Source organism: Hymenobacter wooponensis, assembly GCF_004745865.1.
Taxonomy (GTDB): domain Bacteria; phylum Bacteroidota; class Bacteroidia; order Cytophagales; family Hymenobacteraceae; genus Hymenobacter; species Hymenobacter wooponensis.
Genome location: NZ_SRKZ01000002.1, coordinates 517,746 through 536,020 on the forward strand (window position 1 = coordinate 517,746; position 18,275 = coordinate 536,020).

The following is an 18,275-nucleotide window of genomic DNA, read 5'->3' on the forward strand; positions in this document are numbered from 1 at the left end:
GGCACAATTAAACTGGGGCCCTACAGCATCTGCTTCAGCCAGGATGAAGCCGTATCAATATTATCGAAGGTCAGGATAACTGGGCGGGTGGTGTGCTGCAGGGTAAGGTCGGTGGAGAGGCGGCTGTACACGTTGGGCGAGTACACCCAGGCAAAGTATTCTAGGCCACCATCGGCCATGGCCGGAAACCACTCATACCCGCCCCACTCGGCGGCATCGGCCCACATGCTGGTTACGCGGCGGTTGTCGTTGAGCACCTTGCGGCAGCGCTCGGTCTTCAGAAACTGCAGCATCATGAGGCACCCCGTCTGCACCGACGTCAAATCCTGGTCCCCAATCCAATCTACATACAGCCAATCATTGAGATAGTCGTAAGCAATCGTGATGTAGGGCTCTTCGTGCAGGATGCGTAATGACATATACAACGTAGTGGTCACAATCCCACTGGCCGACCTTACGGTTGGGCTTGAAAAAGGTTGTGCTTGGCCTAGCGGAATTATTTTAAGCCCACTGTACTTTACAGCGCAACCTTCAGGCTCTACGTCCGATAACGCTCAGCTTACCGTATATGGGCCACACGTCATTTTACGTCATCATGCAACATCTGAAAACCTATTTGCTAGGCCTCCTGCTTACTTTAATGGCCTGCACCCAAGACCGTCCCGCCGACGCGCAGTCGCTTAGCCGCTCCACGGCCGGCAAGGCTCCTACAAACCTGCAGGGTTTAGCCGAAGCCACTTTTGCGGGCGGCTGCTTTTGGTGCACTGAGGAGATATTTGAGGAGCTCAAGGGCGTGAAGGAAGTGGTATCTGGCTACAGCGGCGGCAAAGAAGCGAAGCCCACCTACGAGCAAGTGGGCAGCGGCCAAACCAGCCACGCCGAGTCTATCCAGATTTACTACGACCCCAAGCAGATCAGCTTCGCCACGCTGGTAGATGTGTTCTTGCGCGCCGGCCACGACCCTACCACCCTTAACCGCCAGGGACCCGATGCGGGTACGCAGTACCGCTCCATTGCCTTCTACCGCACGCCTCAGGAAAAGCAGATCATTGATGCCGCCATTAAGCGCGTCAATGCCTCCCACCAGTATTCTGACCCCATTGTAACGCAGGTAGTGGCCTACACGCAGTTCTGGCCCGCCGAGGGCTACCACCAGGGGTACTTCCGCCTCCACCCCAACGAGCCCTACGTGCGCAGTGTATCGACCCCGAAAGTGGAGAAGTTTCGCCACAAGTTTCCGGAGCTGCTGAAGAACCCGCTCTAGGCCAGTAGGCCACCATTCGGCTACGCTGCTGAGAAAGCTCCGCTTCAATCATGAAGCGGAGCTTTTTTATTTGACCGCCCGATACGCAAGCCAGTGAATACGGGCTGGCAGAATGAAGCTGAACAACGACGGGAAACCCTCCTTGACGCGTATCTTTGAAAACCTTAGGCGCCCGACGGCCTCCCCGGGGTCGAGTGTATTTCAATTTCCTTTTATGGTTGCCGAACTGGTCGACTTCGAGCTTTTGTTCGACGTGCTGCCCTCCCCGCACCTAGTACTGCGGCCTGACCTTACCCTACTTGCCCTTAATGATGCCATGTGCCGCCTGCTCTGCTGTGAGCGGGCGGCGGTGGCGGGGCGCTCTATTATTGAAGTGCTAGCCACGGGCCCCGTGGTGGGCCCCACCCAGCATCAAGAGTGGCACGAGGCCCTGCAGAAAGCCCAGCAGCAACGGGCACCGCAGGTGCTGGAAGCGCAGCAGTTTACTCATACTGCCCCCGATGGCACTGTATTTCCGCGCTACTGGCAAATGACGCTGCAGCCCGTATTTACGGAAGCCGGTGGCCTACGCTACCTCCTGTGCCGGTGCCTTGATGTAACCGACCAGGTGCGACTGCAGCAGCAGGGCAAGTTCAACTACGAGAGCTTCACGCTGCTGGCCCGCGCCACTCACGACATTATCTGGGACCATGATTTGCGCACCGGGCACTTGTGGCGTAATGAGATGTTCAACGTCCTGTTTGGCTACCCCGTCAGCTCCGAGACCAGCACCTATGCCTTTTGGCAAAGCTGCGTACACCCCGACGACCTCCCCGCCCTGCATGTGTACATGAGCGGCTTGGTGGCAGGGGCCGCTACGTCGGGTAATGCGGAGTACCGCTTGCGCCGGGCCAATGGCTCTTGGGCCGAGGTGGTAGACCGCTTCTACATTGTGCGCGATGACAAGGGGCAGGCGCTCCGGATACTGGGAGCCATGCAGGACGTAACCCAGGCCCGCAACACGGAGCGCGCCCTGCACCAGAGCCTAGAGCAATTCCAGCTGCTGGCCGATTTTGTTCCCCAGCTCGTTTGGACGACCGATGCGGAAGGCCGTGTTACATATTTCAACCAGCGCTGGCAGGAATACATGGATGAAGATGGGAAGTTCCTGTCGTCTGACGGCCTGTGGTTGCACCAGCTCCACCCCGATGACCAGCAACGCACTCACCTACGCTGGCAGGCCTCGTTACAGTCGGGAGAAGCCTATGAATGCGAGTATCGCCTCCGAAGCCGCAGTGGGCAATTCCGTTGGTTTCTGGCGCAGGCCCTGCCAGTGCGTAATGCGGCCGGCGAGGTGGAGCAGTGGTTTGGCAGCTGCACCAACATCGATGAGCAGAAGCGCACCCAACTGGTGTTGGCCGAGAAGGATCAGCAGCTCCAGTACATTGTGGGCGAGGTGCCCGCTTTCCTGGCCACGCTGCTAGGCCCAAGCCACGTAGTGAGCTTCATCAATAGCCATTTCAACCGCTTCTTGGGCAACCATGTTCGACCGGGGCAAACGGCTCGCACGGCGGCTCCCTGGCTAGAGCAGCAGGGCTTACTCGACATTCTGGATCAAGTATACACCACCGGTGAGCCCGCCAGCGGCCATGAGCAACTGGTAGAGGTACCCGCCCAACCAGATACGCCCGCCCAGGAGCACTACTTCGACTTTGTGTGCCGCCCGCTGCGCAACGACCAGCAAAACATGCAGGGCATTCTGGTATTTGCCGTGGATGTGACGGACCGTGTACTGGCCCGCCGCCGCATGGAAGACCTGGGTGCCGAGCTGCACCGCCAAGATGAGTTGCTACGCCAGATGCTGGAGTCGCTGCCCCAGATGACGAGCATTATCCGGCCCGATGGCCTGATGGAATACGCTAGCCCCCAGTGGTTTGACTATACAGGCCAGACGTTGGACGACCTGGCCCACGCCTGGCAAAGCGCGCTACACCCCGCTGATCAGGCCTCTAGCCAGGAGCTCTTTGCCCAGGCCCAATCTACCTTGCGGGGCTATTCCCAGGAAATACGGTTGCGTAACCAGCACGGGCAGTATCGGTGGCACCTCAACCGCATGGTGCCCGCGCTCAACAATGCCGGCAAGCTACACCGGTGGTATGGCACCAGCACCGACATTCACGAGCAGCGCCTGCTGGCTGAAGAGCTGCGGCGCAGCGAAGAGCAGTTCCGCTTCCTAGCCGAAACCATTCCCGCCATCGTCTGGACGGCCCAGCCCGACGGCAAGATTGACTACCTGAATTCGCGCTGGTCAGAACACACAGGCGTACCCACTGCGCAAACCTTGCAAAAAGGCTGGGGCGGGCTGATCCACCCCGATGAGGTGGAGGAGGCATTCACGCAGTACAAGCACAGCATGCAAACCGGCCAAAACCTAAGCATGGAAAGCCGCTTGCTGGATGTACGCACGGGTCGCTACCGCTGGTATCTGCACCGGGCTTATGCTTTGCGCAGTGCTGATGACAGCATTGTGCGCTGGTTTGGCACCACCACCGACATCGACGACTATAAGCGGGTACAAGAGCGCCTGGAGGAACGTAACGCCGAGCTCACCCGCACCAACCAGGACCTGGACTACTTCGTGTACACGGCCTCTCATGACCTGAAGCAGCCCATCAACAACATGGCCGGCATCTTCCAGGAGCTGGTCCGGACGGCTACCTTCCACGATCCGGATGCTGTTCAGCTAGTGTCCATGTTTGAGAAGGCGCTGCACCAGATTTACGGCACCATTCACGACCTCTCAGAGCTGGTGCAGGTGCAGAAGCTGCGCCACGAGGTGCCGCTGGAACTGGTAGAGCTGGCCCCCCTGACGCAGGAGGTGCTCATTAGCATAGCAGAACCTCTGGAGCTGCTGAAAGCGCAGGTGACCATGGATTTCTCGGCGGTACCGGCCCTACCCTTTGTGCGCCCTAACCTGCAAAGCGTGCTGTACAACCTGCTCAGCAATGCCCTGAAATACGCCTCCCCCGACCGGCAGCCGCAGGTGCACATTAGCACTATTCTGGAAAACGACCAGCCAGTGCTACTGGTGCAGGATAATGGCGTGGGCATCGATTTGGCTCGTTACGGCAGCGAAATGTTTCAGATGTTTCGTCGCTTCCACGACCACGTGCCGGGCTCGGGCATGGGCTTGTATTTGGTGAATCGTATTGTTCAGAGCCACGGGGGGCGCATTTCTGTGGAAAGCCGGGTTGGGGAGGGCACTACGTTTCGGCTGTACCTGCGGCCCCTGGAAGAAGTAGCTACAAGCGCCACTGTTTCCTGAGCTTAAGCTCGTATCTTACTGGCTCTTATTGCACTTTCTCCTCTCCCACATGCTCTGGTCTGATACTGTTGAAACCGACGCGGCCCGCCTCCTTATGCGGGAGTTGCATCCCGTGCCCATGCTCGACGCCCTGCCTCATCTGGCCTGGCTCTCTACTCCCGATGGCACCGTGATTCATTGCAACGCGCGTTGGTTCAGCTACACTGGGGCGCCGGAAAATGTGCTGACCGATGGAGGGTTTATAGAGTATCTGCACCCCGATGACCGCGCCGACGCCGCCGATGCTCAACTGCGCCACCTCCCCAATGGACAGACGCTGGAGCTGCATCTGCGCTGGCTAGGCCAGGATGGGCGCTACCGCTGGTACCTCGATCGGGTGGTGCCACTGTATTCCATAACCGGCGAGCTGCTGGGCTGGCTGGGCACCTCCACCGATATTGATGAGCAGAAGCGCACCGAAATGCAGGAGCGCCGCGGCCGGGAGCTGTTCGAGCTCATGGCCCGCGCCACCAATGACCTAATCTGGGACTGGGACATCAACTCCGGCCGCATGTGGTACAGCGAGGAGTTTTGGCAGCTGGTAGGCCACCCACCTCGCCCCAACACCGAAACAATATCCTTCTGGCTGAGCCTTATTCACCCCGATGATCTGGATCGGGTAACGAGCGGCGTGCAGTCGGACCTGACGACCACTTCTAAGCTGCTGGAATCGACGTACCGCCTGCGCCGCGCCGACGGCCGCTACCTCACCATCCAGGACCGCGCCTGCGTAATTCACGATGCTACTGGTTTACCCGTGCGTATGGTGGGCGCCATGCGCGACGTTAGTAACGAAGGGTAGCGCAATGCCCTTATAGCTACCCCTGGCCACCTGGCCTACGGCTGATAGGCTACCAACTGGTGCTGCGCTTGCAGAGGCCTAGCTTTCGTAAAAGCCGCTAGGCCACGTGGCGCGCCGTGCGTACTTTGGCGAACTACTTATTCAGCTAGCTATTCCGCATGGCCTCGCCTTTGCTCCGCTCCAAGCTGCCCGACGTGGGCACCAGTATTTTTTCGGTGATGACCCAGCTGGCCCAGGAACATGGGGCCATCAACCTGGCGCAAGGCTTCCCCGACTACGACCCGCCGCAGGCGTTACTGGCCGCACTAGCCCAACACGTAACTACGCCCGGCCACCAGCAATATGCCCCCATGCCTGGCCTACCGCGGCTGCGCGAAGCCATCAGCCAGAAAACGGCGCACGTGTACGGCGTAGCAGCCCCCGACCCAGCCACGGAAATTACTGTCACGAGCGGCGCTACCGAGGCCTTGTATGCCGTATTGGCCGCCGTAGTGCACCCCGGCGATGAGGTACTGGTGCTGGAACCCGCCTACGACCTGTACGGCCCAGCCATCCGGCTGCAGGGCGGCGTGCCGGTGTACGTTCCCCTGACTCTCCCCGAATTTCGGCCCGATTGGGACCGGGTAAAGGCAGCGCTTACGCCCCGCACCCGTCTCATTATGCTCAACACGCCCAACAACCCAACCGGGGCCGTGCTCACTCCTCAAGACTTAACCACCCTAGCTGAGCTCCTGCGCGACACTACTACTCTCGTACTCAGCGATGAGGTGTATGAGCATATGGTGTTTGATGGGCAGCCCCACCACAGCGTGTTGCAAAACCCTGAGCTGCGCGAGCGGGCGTTTGTGCTTTCTTCATTTGGCAAAACCTACCACGCCACCGGGTGGAAGGTTGGTTACTGTGTGGCGCCGCCTGCTCTCACCACTGAGCTGCGGCGCGTGCATCAGTTCGTGACGTTTAGCGTAAGCACTCCTACCCAGCACGCCCTGGCAGATGTGCTGCCGGACGCGACTCTTTTTGAAACGCTACCAGCCTTTTATCAGCAGAAGCGCGACTTGTTCCGGGAGCTGCTAGCGCCTACGGGCTTCCGCCTATTGCCTGTGGAGGGGGCCTACTTTCAGGTAGCGAACTTCAGCGCTTTGTCTCCCGGCACCGACGACGTAACGTTTGCCCGGCGCCTCACCCAAGAAACGGGCGTGGCAGTAGTCCCCATTTCGGCGTTTTATCACGACGGCCAAGACCACAGCTTGGTGCGCTTCTGTTTTGCCAAACAGGAAAGCACATTACGTGCCGCCGCTCAGCGCCTGCAGCAGGGCTTGGCCTAGCCTAGTGGGTAAAGAAGCGCGGCACATCTGCCCGCCCTAGTAAGCACCGCTTGGCGTGGTTTTGGAAGCAAAATTGCTTGCGTCTAGTACGAGATGGCCTAGGCTAGAGCAGGAATGGCGTAGGCCTGCCACGCCATGCAAAGAGTTAGGCTCTTTGTTAGTACACCACACTTTTTTGGAGGTTCTCCTGTATCTTTTGCCTGATATGCCTCTCGGCCTTCCTGTCACCTGCAATATTCTCCGCTTTGTCTGACCTTACCATATCCTTTGTGCAGGCGTCGTTGCATTGGCACGATCCGCACACGAACCGCCAGGATTTAAGGCGGCACATCGACAAAATCTCCATCAGCACTGATCTGATTGTGCTGCCGGAAATGTTCACCACGGGCTTCAGCATGAACGCGGAAGCTCTGGCTGAACCCCTGCATGGCCCCACGCTGCAGTGGATGCAGGAAGTAGCCGCCCAGCGCGACGCGGTGGTCACGGGCAGCATTATAATTACGGAGGAAGGCCGCTTTTACAACCGGCTACTCTGGGTGAGGCCTGATGGTACCTTCAGCTACTACAACAAGCGCCACCTCTTTACCATGGCCAAAGAGCACGAAGTGTTTACGGCCGGCACAGAACGCCTTATTGAGGAATGGCGCGGCTGGCGCATTTGTCCGCTGGTATGCTACGACCTGCGCTTCCCGGTATGGAGCCGTAACCAGCCCGAGCACCCCTACGACCTACTCCTCTACGTGGCCAACTGGCCCGCTACCCGCCGTACCGCTTGGATTACGCTGCTGCGCGCCCGCGCCATCGAGAACCTGGCCTACACCATAGGCGTCAACCGCGTTGGCATCGATGGCAATAGCCTAGCCTACGCCGGCGACTCTGCCCTGCTGGATATGCGTGGTGAATACTTAGTGGAAGTGGGCAACCAAGAAACCAGCATCACCCGCACCCTGCGCCGCGCCGACCTTGAATCCTTCCGGGAGCGATTTCCGGCGCTGGCAGATGGCGACCCATTTGAACTCCGCGAGGCCTTGGTACCACAAGAAAGGCTCAAGCCTCATAACTCATAACCCTTCTAGCCATGCTCCGCACAGCGGCAGGCCCAGAAAACGTAAAGCCCTTACATCTACTCAAGATGTAAGGGCTTTTCTTAGCGTAGAACTGATGGGCTCGGCAAGTAGCGCTTTTCTTCGAATGCGTTGTGCCGGGCGTAATTTGGGGTTACTGCACTACCAAGCGCTTGACGGCTTGTTCGCCGGTTTCGGTTTCGCAGCGGATGAGGTAAACGCCCGGGGCTAGGCCACTCAGGGAGAGCGTGTGAGTACGCAACACCTGCATCTGCCGACGGAGTACGCGGCCAGTTACATCTAGCAGTGTAAACCGCACGGGGCGCGCTGCCTCAATAGTAACTGCGGTGGTAGCGGGGTTAGGGTACAGCTGCAAGGGTAGCGCCGCTGCGGCAGGAGCCGACGTCAGCACCCGGCTGCGAATACTGAATGAGAGAACTCCGCCGGCCTCCGTTCCCAGATAAAGCTCCGGGCTACCATCCTGATTAACATCGGCCACGGCCGGGGCGAAACGGGCGCGGGACACTGCACCGAGCCGGGCATTTTGGAACTGGCCTACCAGCGGGTTAAAGAACAAGTCGGTGCGAGGCAGAAACGCCCCTGTTTGCGCCCGGAAGTTAGAGTACAGCCGTATTTCGCCAGAGCCATCTGCCGTAAGCAAATCCGGGAAAGAGTCTCCATCGAAGTCGGCTACCACGGGGTGCAGGTTACCAGGGCGGGAACCATCACTCACCCGGATTTGGCCGTAGTCACTGTTAACCAGCGTAAAGGCTTGGCTTAGGCTGCCCATGCCGGAGTTGCGATAGTAGCGCAGGGAGAACCCGGGAATATCGGAAGAGTTGAGGTTGGTGCCCAGCAGCAAGTCCACTATTCCATCACCATCCACATCCGTGAAGCAGGGCCCATCATTAACAGTGGCAGAGATAGTACTCAGCAAAGTAGCCGCCCCAAAGGTGGCGGCTTGCCCTGCGTTGGCCGTGTTGAGCATAACTGCTAGGGGCGCTACCGCGTCTGTGATGGTGCCCGCGCTATTGCTGGTCCGCTGAGTGCTGGTATACGCCAGGTCCAGCTTGCCATCGCGGTTCAGATCAACCAACACGGGCTTAATTGCCACTAAATGGCGGCTCGAGAGGCCTAGGTAGTCGCTGGTCACCAGCTCAAATACGGGCTTACCAGCAGTACCCACGTTGCGGTAGAGACTCAGGGTGGCCCGGTACCGTTGGTTGGGAGTGTTGCGGCTGGTGCCCCCAATGAGCATATCCACGAGGCCATCACCGGTTAGGTCGCCGAAAGTGGGCGCGGCGGCTTCGCTAACGTCCAGCATACCTTCTTGCAGGAAATTGTTCTGCTGGAAAGCGTAGGCCGGAGCCCCCGAAGCGCTGGTGTTGCGGTACAGATGCACCGAAGCACGGGTGTCAACGGTGTCGGTGTTATCGTAGAGGTTGGGCGCTACCACCATGTCGGGGCGGCCATCGAAGGTTACATCTACCAAGTACGCCGACGGGAAGTTGGGCACCCGCACCGGCGAAGTGCTGGCCGGGAAGTTCAGGTTGATGCCGGCGGCGGTCATACGCGCCAGCTGCGAGGTACCATCGTTGCGCAGGCTAATCAGCTCGGCGCAGTTGTCGCGGGCGGTCAGCACATCCAGGTCACCGTCACCATCCAGGTCTACTACCTCCAAGTTGTAGCCGCCGGTGTGGTTTGGGCGCGGTATAGCACGGCAAAGATCGGGCTCAAAGGCAAAACCCGTGCAGCCCGACAAACACGCCGTGATGCCACCCCAGTAACTGGTTGCTTCTACCATGGCTAGCCCACCGCAGCCCGTGGTAGTAGAGTTGCGATAGTAATTGATACTGGGCGACGTAGAGGCAAAATCATAGGTGAGAATGTCGAGCCGGCCGTCGCCGTTCACGTCCTGAATGGCGGGCAGGTTATAGCCGCCGGTAGTGATATTCACGTTTCCGCCGGTGGGCGAGGGGTCAAAATACGTGAGCTGATTGGTGGTAAGCTGAAAGTTAGGCTGCCCATTAGTGCCCGCCACGTTGCGGTACACCCGAATGTCGCCGCCGTTGCCATACGTGAACAGGTCGGGCCGGCCGTCGCAGTCGTAGTCGCGCAGCAGCACCCAGCCTTGTAGGCCACTCGGAAACAGCGTTTCATACTCCGGAGCGTATTGCCAAGCACGGCCCGTGCCGCTGGTCACGCTCAGAAATGTCATGGAGCGGGTGGTGGCGCGGTCGAACAGGTACAGGTCGGGCTGCTGGTCGCCGTTGAGGTCGATGTTGGAAAACTGGGGCGAGTTTAGCCCCCCGGCCCAGGCATTACGCAGCGTATCGGTGCCGTGCACTACTTTTGCGACAGCCTTGAACTCAAACCCGAATGGCTGAGTAGTTTGTGCCGCCGCCTGGCGGGCAACGCCGGCCAGCGTTGCAGCCGTCAGCAATAGAAATATAGAGTGGCGCATCGAGTACGAGTATTTTCGGCTACTTCTCACTTAGCTCCCAAGTTACGCATAAACAGCATGGCAGATCTCGCGGCGCTCTACGCCCGGTTTACGGCATCCACGGGCGTCAGCACCGACTCGCGGCAGCCCCAAAATGGCACCTTGTTTTTCGCGCTGAACGGCCCCAGCTTCCGCGGCCGCGACTTCGCACCCCAGGCCCTGGCCAGCGGCGCCCGTTTTGCCGTGGTTGACGACGAAGCCCTGGTAGCCCAAGACCCCGACCGCTACACCTTTGCCCCGGACCCGCTGGAGCTACTGCAAGAGTTGGCCCGCTATCACCGCCGCCAGCTTAGCATTCCGGTGCTGGCTATTACAGGCTCTAACGGCAAAACCACCACCAAGGAGCTGGTACACGCCGTGCTGAGTCAGCGCTACCGGGTGCAATACACCAAAGGCAACCTCAACAATCACATTGGGGTTCCGCTGACGTTGTTAACCATTCAGCCCGGAGAGCATGAGCTAGCCATTGTAGAAATGGGCGCTAACCACCAGGGCGAAATCGAGCTGCTATGTACGCTGGCTGAGCCCACCCACGGCCTCATCACCAACATTGGCAAGGCCCACCTCGAAGGCTTTGGAGGGGAGGAAGGAATTGCGAAAGGCAAGAGTGAGCTGTTCCGTTACCTGGCCAGCACGGGTGGCACCGCTTTCGTGAATACGCTGGATGCGCGCCTACCAGGCCTAGCCACCGTGGTAGAGAAGCGCGTTACCTACCCTGGCCCCGCAGATACCTACCCGGCTGAGCTGTTAGGGGCTACGCCACAAGTGGTACTGCGCCTGTTCAACGGCGAGCAGGTGGAAGCCCAGATTACGGGCGACTACAACTTCCCGAACTTGGCCGCCGCCGCGGCCGTGGGCGCATACTTTGCAGTACCCGATGCGGCCATCAAAGCTGGCCTGGCCGGCTATGCCCCCACCAACAACCGCTCTCAACTGGTGCGCACTGCCTACAATGAGGTGGTGCTGGATGCTTACAACGCCAACCCCAGCAGCATGAGCGCCGCCCTACGCAGCTTCGCGGCCCGTGCCGGCAGCCCCGCCAGCAAAGCCGTAATCTTGGGTGACATGTTCGAGCTAGGCCCCGAGAGTGAAGCCGAACATCGGGCCCTAGGCCACCTGCTACAGGAGCTACCCATCGAGACCGTGCTGCTGGTGGGCTCCCACATGCAGCATGCTCAGCACAACGGCTTCCTGCATTTTGCCACCAAGCCCGAAGCCGCCGAATGGCTCCGCGCCAACCCACTGCGCAATCGTCAGCTGCTCATCAAAGGCTCTCGCGGCATGGGCCTGGAAACTCTACTGGAGCTAGTGTAGCACGGCAAATGATTAAATGAGTGATTGTTCTGATATAACGAGGAGGTGTGACGAGGCACTCGAAGAACAGTGTAGTCAGCCCACTCTGTTTGCAGTATAAATCCTTGCGATAACGAAAAGCCCTTACCTCCACAGTGGAAGTAAGGGCTTTTCGTTATCACAGCATTGGAAGTGAAGAGGAAGTAGTAGTAGCTACACTGCCTTGGCGCAAGTCGCAGTGACATGCCTAGGCCACTTCACATTCCTTTACCGCTAAAAAGGACTCTGAAGGTCTTTTAACAGCGGCTGAATTTGGTCTTTAGGAGAAATAACTGGGTCGGTTAGCTGCCAGCGGATGTTCAGTGCAGGGTCGTTCCACAGGAGGCCACCTTCGGAGCTGGGCTGATAGTAATTGCTGCATTTGTAGAGGAAGAGCGTGTCATCCTCAAGGGCCGCAAAGCCGTGAGCGAAGCCAACGGGAACGTACAGCATGTTGTAGCGGGTAGCATCTAGCTCTACCGCCACGTGTTGCCCGTAAGTAGGCGATTCGCGGCGGATGTCGACTACTACATCAAGAGCGCGGCCTTGGGCTACGCGCACCAGCTTGGCTTGTGCGTACGGGGGCTGCTGGAAGTGCAGGCCCCGCAACACGCCCCGCATAGAGCGCGACTGGTTGTCCTGCACCCAGTTCACATCGACGCCCGCATCCCGCATTACTCGCTCACTGAATGACTCAAAGAATGCGCCGCGGGCATCGCCAAATACGCGGGGCGTAAACTCAACTACCCCAGCCAGGGCATGATGCTTAATCTCCATACAGGTGTATATTTTTGACTTCAGAGGGGCAAGTTAGACAGATTTCGAGACGGCGGCGCGCGCAGGCTGCACGTCTTCCACCACCCGTAGATACTTGTTGAGCACGATTTGCTCGTCAAATTTTTGCTCCGCCAGCTGGCGGCCAGCACGGCCCATTTGCTGTAGGCCACTATCGGGCAGGCGCAGAATCTGCAGCATTTTATCGGCGAGGTCTTGGGCGTTGCGCACTTCGCACAATAATCCGTTCTGGCCGTCTACTACGGTTTCGCGACAGCCGGGCACGTTGGTTGTCACAATGGGCTTCCCCATGGCAGCCGCTTCCAGCAAAGTCTTAGGCGTCCCTTCCCGATAGGAAGGCAACACCACGCAATCGGCCTGCGCAATGTGCTCGGCTACATTGTCGGAGGTGCCGAGGTACTCTACATGCCCGGCCCGGAGCCACTCCTCCACCACTACTCGCTTCACACCTACCCCACCAGATTCATCAATGCCACCCAGGAGCTGCACGCGGGTACCGGGCATGGCTTCACGCACTATGCGGGCGGCTTCAAAATACTCTTCTACACCTTTCTCATAGAGCACACGCGCAATCATAAGAAAGGTAAAGGGTGTGTGCCGGGTGAATTCCGCCGCTGGCCGAAACCTGTTGGTGTCAATACCAGAGCCGGGCAGCAGATCGGTGATGGCGGGGTTTACCAGCTTGTTCTCCACGAAGAGCTGGCGGTCGTCGGCGTTTTGGAAGAAGATGCGTTTGGGAAACCGGAAGGCAAAGCGGTAGAGGCCTAGCGCTACCTTGCTCACCAGATTCTTCACGATAAACACCGTGCCCAGGCCAGACACGTTGTTTACACTAGGAATACCAGCTATGCGGGCAGCAATGGCCCCGTAAATATTTGGTTTGATGGTATAATGGAGTACCACATCAGGCCGCTCGCGCTGGTAAATTTTGTAGAAGCGAGCCGCCAGTTGGGCGTCTTTTACTGGGTTAGTACCCTTATTTTCCATCAAGATGGGCACGTAGCGGCAGCCTAACTCTGTCTCTAGCCGCGCCGAGTACGCATCAGGCGGGGCAATGGCCAGCACCTCGTGGCCCGCTGCCTGCAAAGCCACTACTAGGCTGCGCCGAAAATTCCAGATATTCCAACTTGTATTGATGACTATGGCAACGCGCATTCTGAGCGGTATGTAGTAAAGCGCGGCGCCAAGAGGCTACGCGGGCACAAAGGTAGCGTTCCTACGCGCGGGCGCGTTTTCTGTTTGCTACATTTTGGAATTTCCGGCCGCTTACCTGCTCTAAGCGCCAGCAGCCGTACCTTTGCGGCCTATGTCTGGTTCTCCTATTCTGTTGCGCCTACACCTGCTCGTGGTGCTGGTGTTTCTGCTGTTTTATGCTGTAAAAGCAGCTTTGCTGCTCCTCAACCGTCAGGAGCAATTACGCGCTGTACGTGCCCGCACCCGCATTGCTGATTCGCTGCTAGGCATCCTGATTTTACTCACTGGTGGCATTCTGCTGGCTCAGCACCCCGGCACCACGCCGGGCTGGCTGTGGGTAAAGCTAGGCCTGGTGCTGGTACTTCTGCCCGCGGCTATTGCTTCTATGCGCCGGCAATTCAAGCCGGGAGTTGTTCTCACCTTACTTGGGTTTAGTTACGTGTATGGCCTAGCGGAAACCGGCAGCGTTGCCCTCCGCCGAGATCCTACGGCCACCTCCTACGCCACCACCCCTGGCCTAGCCGAAGCCACCGCCACTCCCGATGCCGAAGCCCCTTCCCGCTTGGCGGAACCTAACACCTCGCAGGAGATGGCCGCTGCTGCCGCGGCGGCATTGGGTGATGAGGCAACGCCCTCCGACGACCTGGTGCAGGGCAAAGCCCTTTTCCTGAAGAACTGCGCCGTATGCCACGGAGCCGACGGCCGTCTAGGCCTCAACGGTGCCCGCGACCTTACTAAGAGCAACCTCAACCAGCAGGGCCGCATCTACCAGGTTACAAATGGTAGTATCAGCAAAAAAATGCCTGCCTTTGCCGATAAGCTTACTCCAGAGCAAATTCAACAGGTAGTGGCCTATTCGCTCACTCTCAAGAAACAATAAAGCGCCACAGCATCTTCCTGACCTAATACTCCGTTTACTAGCTACTCCCCTCTCATCCCACCCTACTCTCTTACCACGCAGTTAACTACCTATGGCTAATAAACCTGCCTCTAAAGGCCGCAAGCCTGGCAACAGCACCCGCCACCCCGGCGCCACCGATGGCGTGAAAGGTCGTGCGGGTCGCATTCTGGCCAAAGCCAACCAAGACGGCACCTACGACACGGCCCTGGAACAGGAAACCGCCGTACTGGTGGCCGTTCCCGATAAGCGCCAGCCCGACACGCAAACGCAGGAATACCTCGATGAGCTTGCTTTTCTGGCCGAAACGGCCGGTGCTAAAGTCATCAAGCGTTTCGTACAGCGCCTCGAAAAACCCGATATCCGCACCTTCGTGGGGGAAGGCAAGCTGGCCGAAATTAAGGCCTACGTGCAGCACCAGGATATCAGTATGGTCATCTTCGACGATGACCTGTCGCCCTCTCAACTGCGCAATCTGGAGGCCGAGCTGCAGGTGAAGATCGTAGACCGCTCCCTGCTCATCATCGATATTTTTGCCAGCCGGGCAAAATCAGCCACAGCCCGCACGCAGGTTGAGCTGGCCCAGTACCAGTACCTGCTGCCCCGCCTCACCGGCCTCTGGACCCACTTAAGCCGGCAGCGTGGCGGTGGCGTATCGCAGCGCGGACCGGGTGAAACGGAAATCGAGACTGACCGCCGCGTAGTGCGCGACCGAATTGACCTGCTGAAGGAGCGCCTCAAGGACTTCGACAAGCAGAGCAACACGCAGCGGAAATCAAGGGGAGGCATTGTGCGAGTGGCACTAGTGGGCTACACCAACGTGGGCAAAAGCACCATCATGAACATGCTGAGCCGCTCGGAGGTATTTGCCGAAAACAAGCTATTCGCTACCGTCGACTCAACGGTGCGCAAGGTGGTACTTGAGAATGTACCGTTCCTGCTCTCCGATACTGTAGGGTTTATCCGCAAGCTGCCCACCCGCCTGATTGAAAGCTTTAAGAGTACGCTCGATGAGATTCGGGAAGCTGATTTGCTGGTGCACGTAGTGGATATCTCGCACCCCACCTTTGAGGAGCAAATTGCGGTAGTGAACGAAACCCTCAAGGATATTGAGGCCGCTGATAAGCCCATGCTCTTGGTCTTCAACAAGATTGACTTGTATAACCCTGAGGCACAAGTAGAGCATCATGGTGGTTTTGAAGGCATGAACGAAGACGACGATGCCCCAGCCGCCCGTCCTACGCTAGAGCAGCTTAAGGCCACGTATATGGCCAAGATGCACGACCCGGTTATCTTCATCTCCGCACAAGAGCGCGAGAATATTGATGAGTTACGTGCTTTGCTGGTCCGTCATGTGTCGGCTATTGCGCAGCAGCGTTACCCCAACGTGCATCCAATCACCGAGACCGAGGAAGACTAGTACTCTTCAACATGTATCAAGCAGAAAGCCCCATTGGCCTAGGCCGATGGGGCTTTCTTGTTTTTGGCTGAACCCCAGTCAGAACACTAAAGCAAGTCTTTAGATAAGACCGACAGCGCTAAATGCAACCCTTGCCCTTCTCAATTTCAGCAAGAACCCCTATTTGTTGAATATATTTTATTATATTTTGATTTTTCTTGAAATTATGACAACCATAACTGACATTTTTTAGTACATCCCTCACGATTTGCCATTTCCCTTTCCACAACCAACTACTACATGAAAAAAACCTTTTACTCCCTCACGCTGGCTCTTCTGTGCGCTGGCCTAGCCACCTCCACGCAAGCGCAAAACCTGCAGTTTTCTAAGTCAGACCGCTTTAAGCTGGAGCAGCCGATACGCCGGCAGTGCGCTACTATGGAAGTGTACGAGGCGCAAGTTGCCGCCGACCCACGTTTACCGGAGCGCATGGCGGCCATTGAGGCTCATACCCGTAAATTTGAGGCCAACGCGGCCGCTCGGCGGTTGTCTACTACTGCCGCTACTGCGGGTACCATCACCATTCCGGTGGTAGTGCACGTGGTGTATAACACAACTGCGCAAAACGTATCGGATGCGCAGGTACAGGCGCAGATTGACGTTCTGAACCAAGATTTTTCGAAGACCAACACCGACGCCAGCCTGATACCCACCGCTTTTGCGGGGCTGGCCGCCAATACAAACGTGCAGTTTGTGCTAGCCAAGCGCGACCCAAATGGCAGAGCCACCAACGGGATTGAGCGCACCCAAACCAAAGTATCGTCCTGGAGTTCTAACGATGCGGTAAAGAACGCCAAGCGTGGTGGCGCCAACGCGTGGCCCGCGGGCCAATACCTAAACCTGTGGGTGTGTAATCTAGGCCAGGGCCTACTGGGCTACGCGCAGTTTCCTGGGGGCCAAGCCAGCACCGATGGAGTAGTAGTGCTGTATTCTTCTTTGCCCGGTGGCTCAGCCAAGCCTTACGACAAAGGCCGGACGGCCACGCACGAGGTAGGCCACTGGCTGAACCTGCGCCACATCTGGGGTGATGCCAGCTGCGGCAACGACTTGGTGTCGGATACGCCCACTCAGCAAACCAGCAACTACGGTTGCCCCTCCTTCCCGCACGTGACCTGCTCAAATGGGACCAACGGCGACATGTTCATGAACTACATGGACTATACCGATGATGCCTGCATGTATATGTTTACCCAAGGCCAGTCATCGCGCATTAATGCGCTGTTTGCCTCCGGGGGTTCCCGTGCTTCGTTGCTTACTTCTGCCGGCGGCACGGCCCCTGCTGCCTTGGTAGCCAAAACAGCTGAGGTGGAGCTGTATCCTAACCCTACCAGCAACCGCCTCACGCTAAAGCCGAGCACCGAGGAAGCCGGCATTCAGTGGGCTGCCAAAGTATACGACCTACAAGGCCTGGAAATGAAGCAGGTGCGTGCAGAAAATGCCACTACGCTTGACGTAGCCGCCCTGCCTGCCGGTCTGTACCACGTTATCCTGTCCGACGGTCAGACCACAATTCACCGCCGCTTCCGCAAGGAATAGTTTCGCCTCCCCTCTCCTAAATGCCCCAACAGCCTGGCCTATCATCCGTAGGCCAGGCTGTTAGTTGGTGGCCTAGGTGGCCTAGCCGTGCGCTACTTCCCTGAACTTTCTACTCCAGGACCCGCCGAAGCCGGCGGGTCCTTTTTGTTCCGTTCCTTTACGTTGGCGTAAGCGCTACCGTAGGCCACAACCATTTGGCGGGCGCCGTAGTAAAGGACTCGTTCCCACTCTTTCTCTTCCTCCCGATGAAGACTCTATACCTGATGCGCCACGCTAAATCTAGCTGGAGCTTCGACGACCTAACCGACAAAGAACGGCCGCTCAACTCCCGTGGCCGCGACGATGCCCCCGCCATGGGGCAAGCGCTGGCGGAAAGAGGCATAACCCTGGATTTGCTGGTGGCCTCGCCCGCCGTGCGGGCACTGAGCACGGCCGCGCTGGTAGCCAAAGAGGTGGCCTACCCCCCCGAAAAAATTCAGGTAATCGACCGCATTTACGAAGCCGAGGTGATGGACCTGCTTGATGTAGTACGCCAGCTACCCGATGGCGCCGAATCCGTGCTGCTCGTAGGCCACAACAATACCCTCACGGAGTTTGCCAACGTGCTTTCTCCTAACCCCATACCGGAGATGACTACGGCGGCCATTGCCTGCCTGAAATTTACCTGCGACCGGTGGGTTGACGTAAACCGCACGAACGCCGAGCTCTACTTCTACGACCATCCTCGGCACGAGAATTAATGAGGAGATAACAATAGCTC

General features: G+C 58.1%; 14 protein-coding genes. 10 read left to right on the plus strand and 4 right to left on the minus strand.

Annotated elements, in window-relative coordinates:
- Window positions 1-20 precede the first annotated feature (20 nt).
- Window positions 21-419, minus strand: a complete 399-nt coding sequence (locus EU557_RS08390) for a hypothetical protein (protein ID WP_135529940.1) — start codon at window positions 417-419, stop codon at window positions 21-23.
- Between the two features lie 176 nt (window positions 420-595).
- Between EU557_RS08390 and msrA the strand changes: the two genes are divergently transcribed.
- From msrA to EU557_RS08415, 5 genes are all read left to right on the plus strand, one after another.
- Entirely contained in the window at window positions 596-1,264 is a 669-nt protein-coding gene (gene msrA / locus EU557_RS08395; protein WP_135529941.1) for a peptide-methionine (S)-S-oxide reductase MsrA, read from the plus strand.
- A 214-nt stretch (window positions 1,265-1,478) separates the two neighbouring features.
- A complete protein-coding gene (locus tag EU557_RS08400) occupies window positions 1,479-4,568 on the plus strand; it encodes a PAS domain-containing protein (RefSeq protein ID WP_167855132.1) in 3,090 nt (1,029 codons plus the stop codon).
- A gap of 49 nt (window positions 4,569-4,617) precedes the next feature.
- Entirely contained in the window at window positions 4,618-5,409 is a 792-nt protein-coding gene (locus EU557_RS08405; protein ID WP_135529943.1) for a PAS domain-containing protein, read from the plus strand.
- Between the two features lie 158 nt (window positions 5,410-5,567).
- Window positions 5,568-6,734 carry a methionine aminotransferase gene (locus EU557_RS08410; protein WP_135529944.1) on the plus strand — a complete coding sequence of 389 codons (1,167 nt, stop codon included), beginning with the start codon at window positions 5,568-5,570 and terminating at the stop codon, window positions 6,732-6,734.
- Between the two features lie 245 nt (window positions 6,735-6,979).
- Complete coding sequence (locus tag EU557_RS08415; protein ID WP_135529945.1) at window positions 6,980-7,801, plus strand: amidohydrolase; 822 nt, start codon at window positions 6,980-6,982, stop codon at window positions 7,799-7,801.
- Window positions 7,802-7,952: 151 nt separating this feature from the next.
- Here the strand turns inward: EU557_RS08415 and EU557_RS08420 are convergent, their stop codons facing one another.
- On the minus strand, window positions 7,953-10,262 hold the full coding sequence (locus tag EU557_RS08420; RefSeq protein WP_135529946.1) for a T9SS type A sorting domain-containing protein: 2,310 nt from the start codon (window positions 10,260-10,262) through the stop codon (window positions 7,953-7,955).
- Window positions 10,263-10,319: 57 nt separating this feature from the next.
- On the opposite strand from EU557_RS08420, the gene EU557_RS08425 reads away from it, so the two are divergent.
- Window positions 10,320-11,615, plus strand: a complete 1,296-nt coding sequence (locus EU557_RS08425; RefSeq protein ID WP_135529947.1) for a UDP-N-acetylmuramoyl-tripeptide--D-alanyl-D-alanine ligase — start codon at window positions 10,320-10,322, stop codon at window positions 11,613-11,615.
- Window positions 11,616-11,867: 252 nt separating this feature from the next.
- On the opposite strand, the gene rfbC is transcribed toward EU557_RS08425, so the two are convergent.
- The gene (gene rfbC, locus EU557_RS08430; RefSeq protein WP_135529948.1) at window positions 11,868-12,410 is read right to left on the minus strand and encodes a dTDP-4-dehydrorhamnose 3,5-epimerase; all 543 of its coding nucleotides are present in this window, start codon (window positions 12,408-12,410) and stop codon (window positions 11,868-11,870) included.
- A 33-nt stretch (window positions 12,411-12,443) separates the two neighbouring features.
- Complete coding sequence (locus EU557_RS08435) at window positions 12,444-13,583, minus strand: glycosyltransferase family 4 protein (protein WP_135529949.1); 1,140 nt, start codon at window positions 13,581-13,583, stop codon at window positions 12,444-12,446.
- A gap of 151 nt (window positions 13,584-13,734) precedes the next feature.
- Between EU557_RS08435 and EU557_RS08440 the strand changes: the two genes are divergently transcribed.
- From EU557_RS08440 to EU557_RS08455, 4 genes are all read left to right on the plus strand, one after another.
- Window positions 13,735-14,502 carry a c-type cytochrome gene (locus EU557_RS08440; RefSeq protein ID WP_135529950.1) on the plus strand — a complete coding sequence of 256 codons (768 nt, stop codon included), beginning with the start codon at window positions 13,735-13,737 and terminating at the stop codon, window positions 14,500-14,502.
- Between the two features lie 91 nt (window positions 14,503-14,593).
- Complete coding sequence (hflX, locus tag EU557_RS08445; RefSeq protein WP_135529951.1) at window positions 14,594-15,940, plus strand: GTPase HflX; 1,347 nt, start codon at window positions 14,594-14,596, stop codon at window positions 15,938-15,940.
- 279 nt (window positions 15,941-16,219) lie between these two features.
- Window positions 16,220-17,515, plus strand: coding sequence for a M43 family zinc metalloprotease (locus EU557_RS25935; RefSeq protein ID WP_167855133.1), 1,296 nt, complete (start codon window positions 16,220-16,222; stop codon window positions 17,513-17,515).
- Window positions 17,516-17,760: 245 nt separating this feature from the next.
- Window positions 17,761-18,255 carry a SixA phosphatase family protein gene (locus tag EU557_RS08455; RefSeq protein WP_135529952.1) on the plus strand — a complete coding sequence of 165 codons (495 nt, stop codon included), beginning with the start codon at window positions 17,761-17,763 and terminating at the stop codon, window positions 18,253-18,255.
- Window positions 18,256-18,275 lie beyond the last annotated feature (20 nt).

Bases quoted from the DNA above. Each gene is read 5' to 3' on its own strand.
- EU557_RS08455 (WP_135529952.1), top strand. From the start codon at position 17,761: ATGAAGACTCTATACCTGATGCGCCACGCTAAATCTAGCTGGAGCTTC.
- msrA (WP_135529941.1), top strand. From the start codon at position 596: ATGCAACATCTGAAAACCTATTTGCTAGGCCTCCTGCTTACTTTAATG.
- EU557_RS08420 (WP_135529946.1), bottom strand. From the start codon at position 10,262: ATGCGCCACTCTATATTTCTATTGCTGACGGCTGCAACGCTGGCCGGC.
- EU557_RS08410 (WP_135529944.1), top strand. From the start codon at position 5,568: ATGGCCTCGCCTTTGCTCCGCTCCAAGCTGCCCGACGTGGGCACCAGT.
- EU557_RS08440 (WP_135529950.1), top strand. From the start codon at position 13,735: ATGTCTGGTTCTCCTATTCTGTTGCGCCTACACCTGCTCGTGGTGCTG.
- hflX (WP_135529951.1), top strand. From the start codon at position 14,594: ATGGCTAATAAACCTGCCTCTAAAGGCCGCAAGCCTGGCAACAGCACC.
- EU557_RS08435 (WP_135529949.1), bottom strand. From the start codon at position 13,583: ATGCGCGTTGCCATAGTCATCAATACAAGTTGGAATATCTGGAATTTT.
- EU557_RS08390 (WP_135529940.1), bottom strand. From the start codon at position 419: ATGTCATTACGCATCCTGCACGAAGAGCCCTACATCACGATTGCTTAC.
- EU557_RS08405 (WP_135529943.1), top strand. From the start codon at position 4,618: ATGCTCTGGTCTGATACTGTTGAAACCGACGCGGCCCGCCTCCTTATG.
- EU557_RS08425 (WP_135529947.1), top strand. From the start codon at position 10,320: ATGGCAGATCTCGCGGCGCTCTACGCCCGGTTTACGGCATCCACGGGC.
- rfbC (WP_135529948.1), bottom strand. From the start codon at position 12,410: ATGGAGATTAAGCATCATGCCCTGGCTGGGGTAGTTGAGTTTACGCCC.
- EU557_RS25935 (WP_167855133.1), top strand. From the start codon at position 16,220: ATGAAAAAAACCTTTTACTCCCTCACGCTGGCTCTTCTGTGCGCTGGC.
- EU557_RS08400 (WP_167855132.1), top strand. From the start codon at position 1,479: ATGGTTGCCGAACTGGTCGACTTCGAGCTTTTGTTCGACGTGCTGCCC.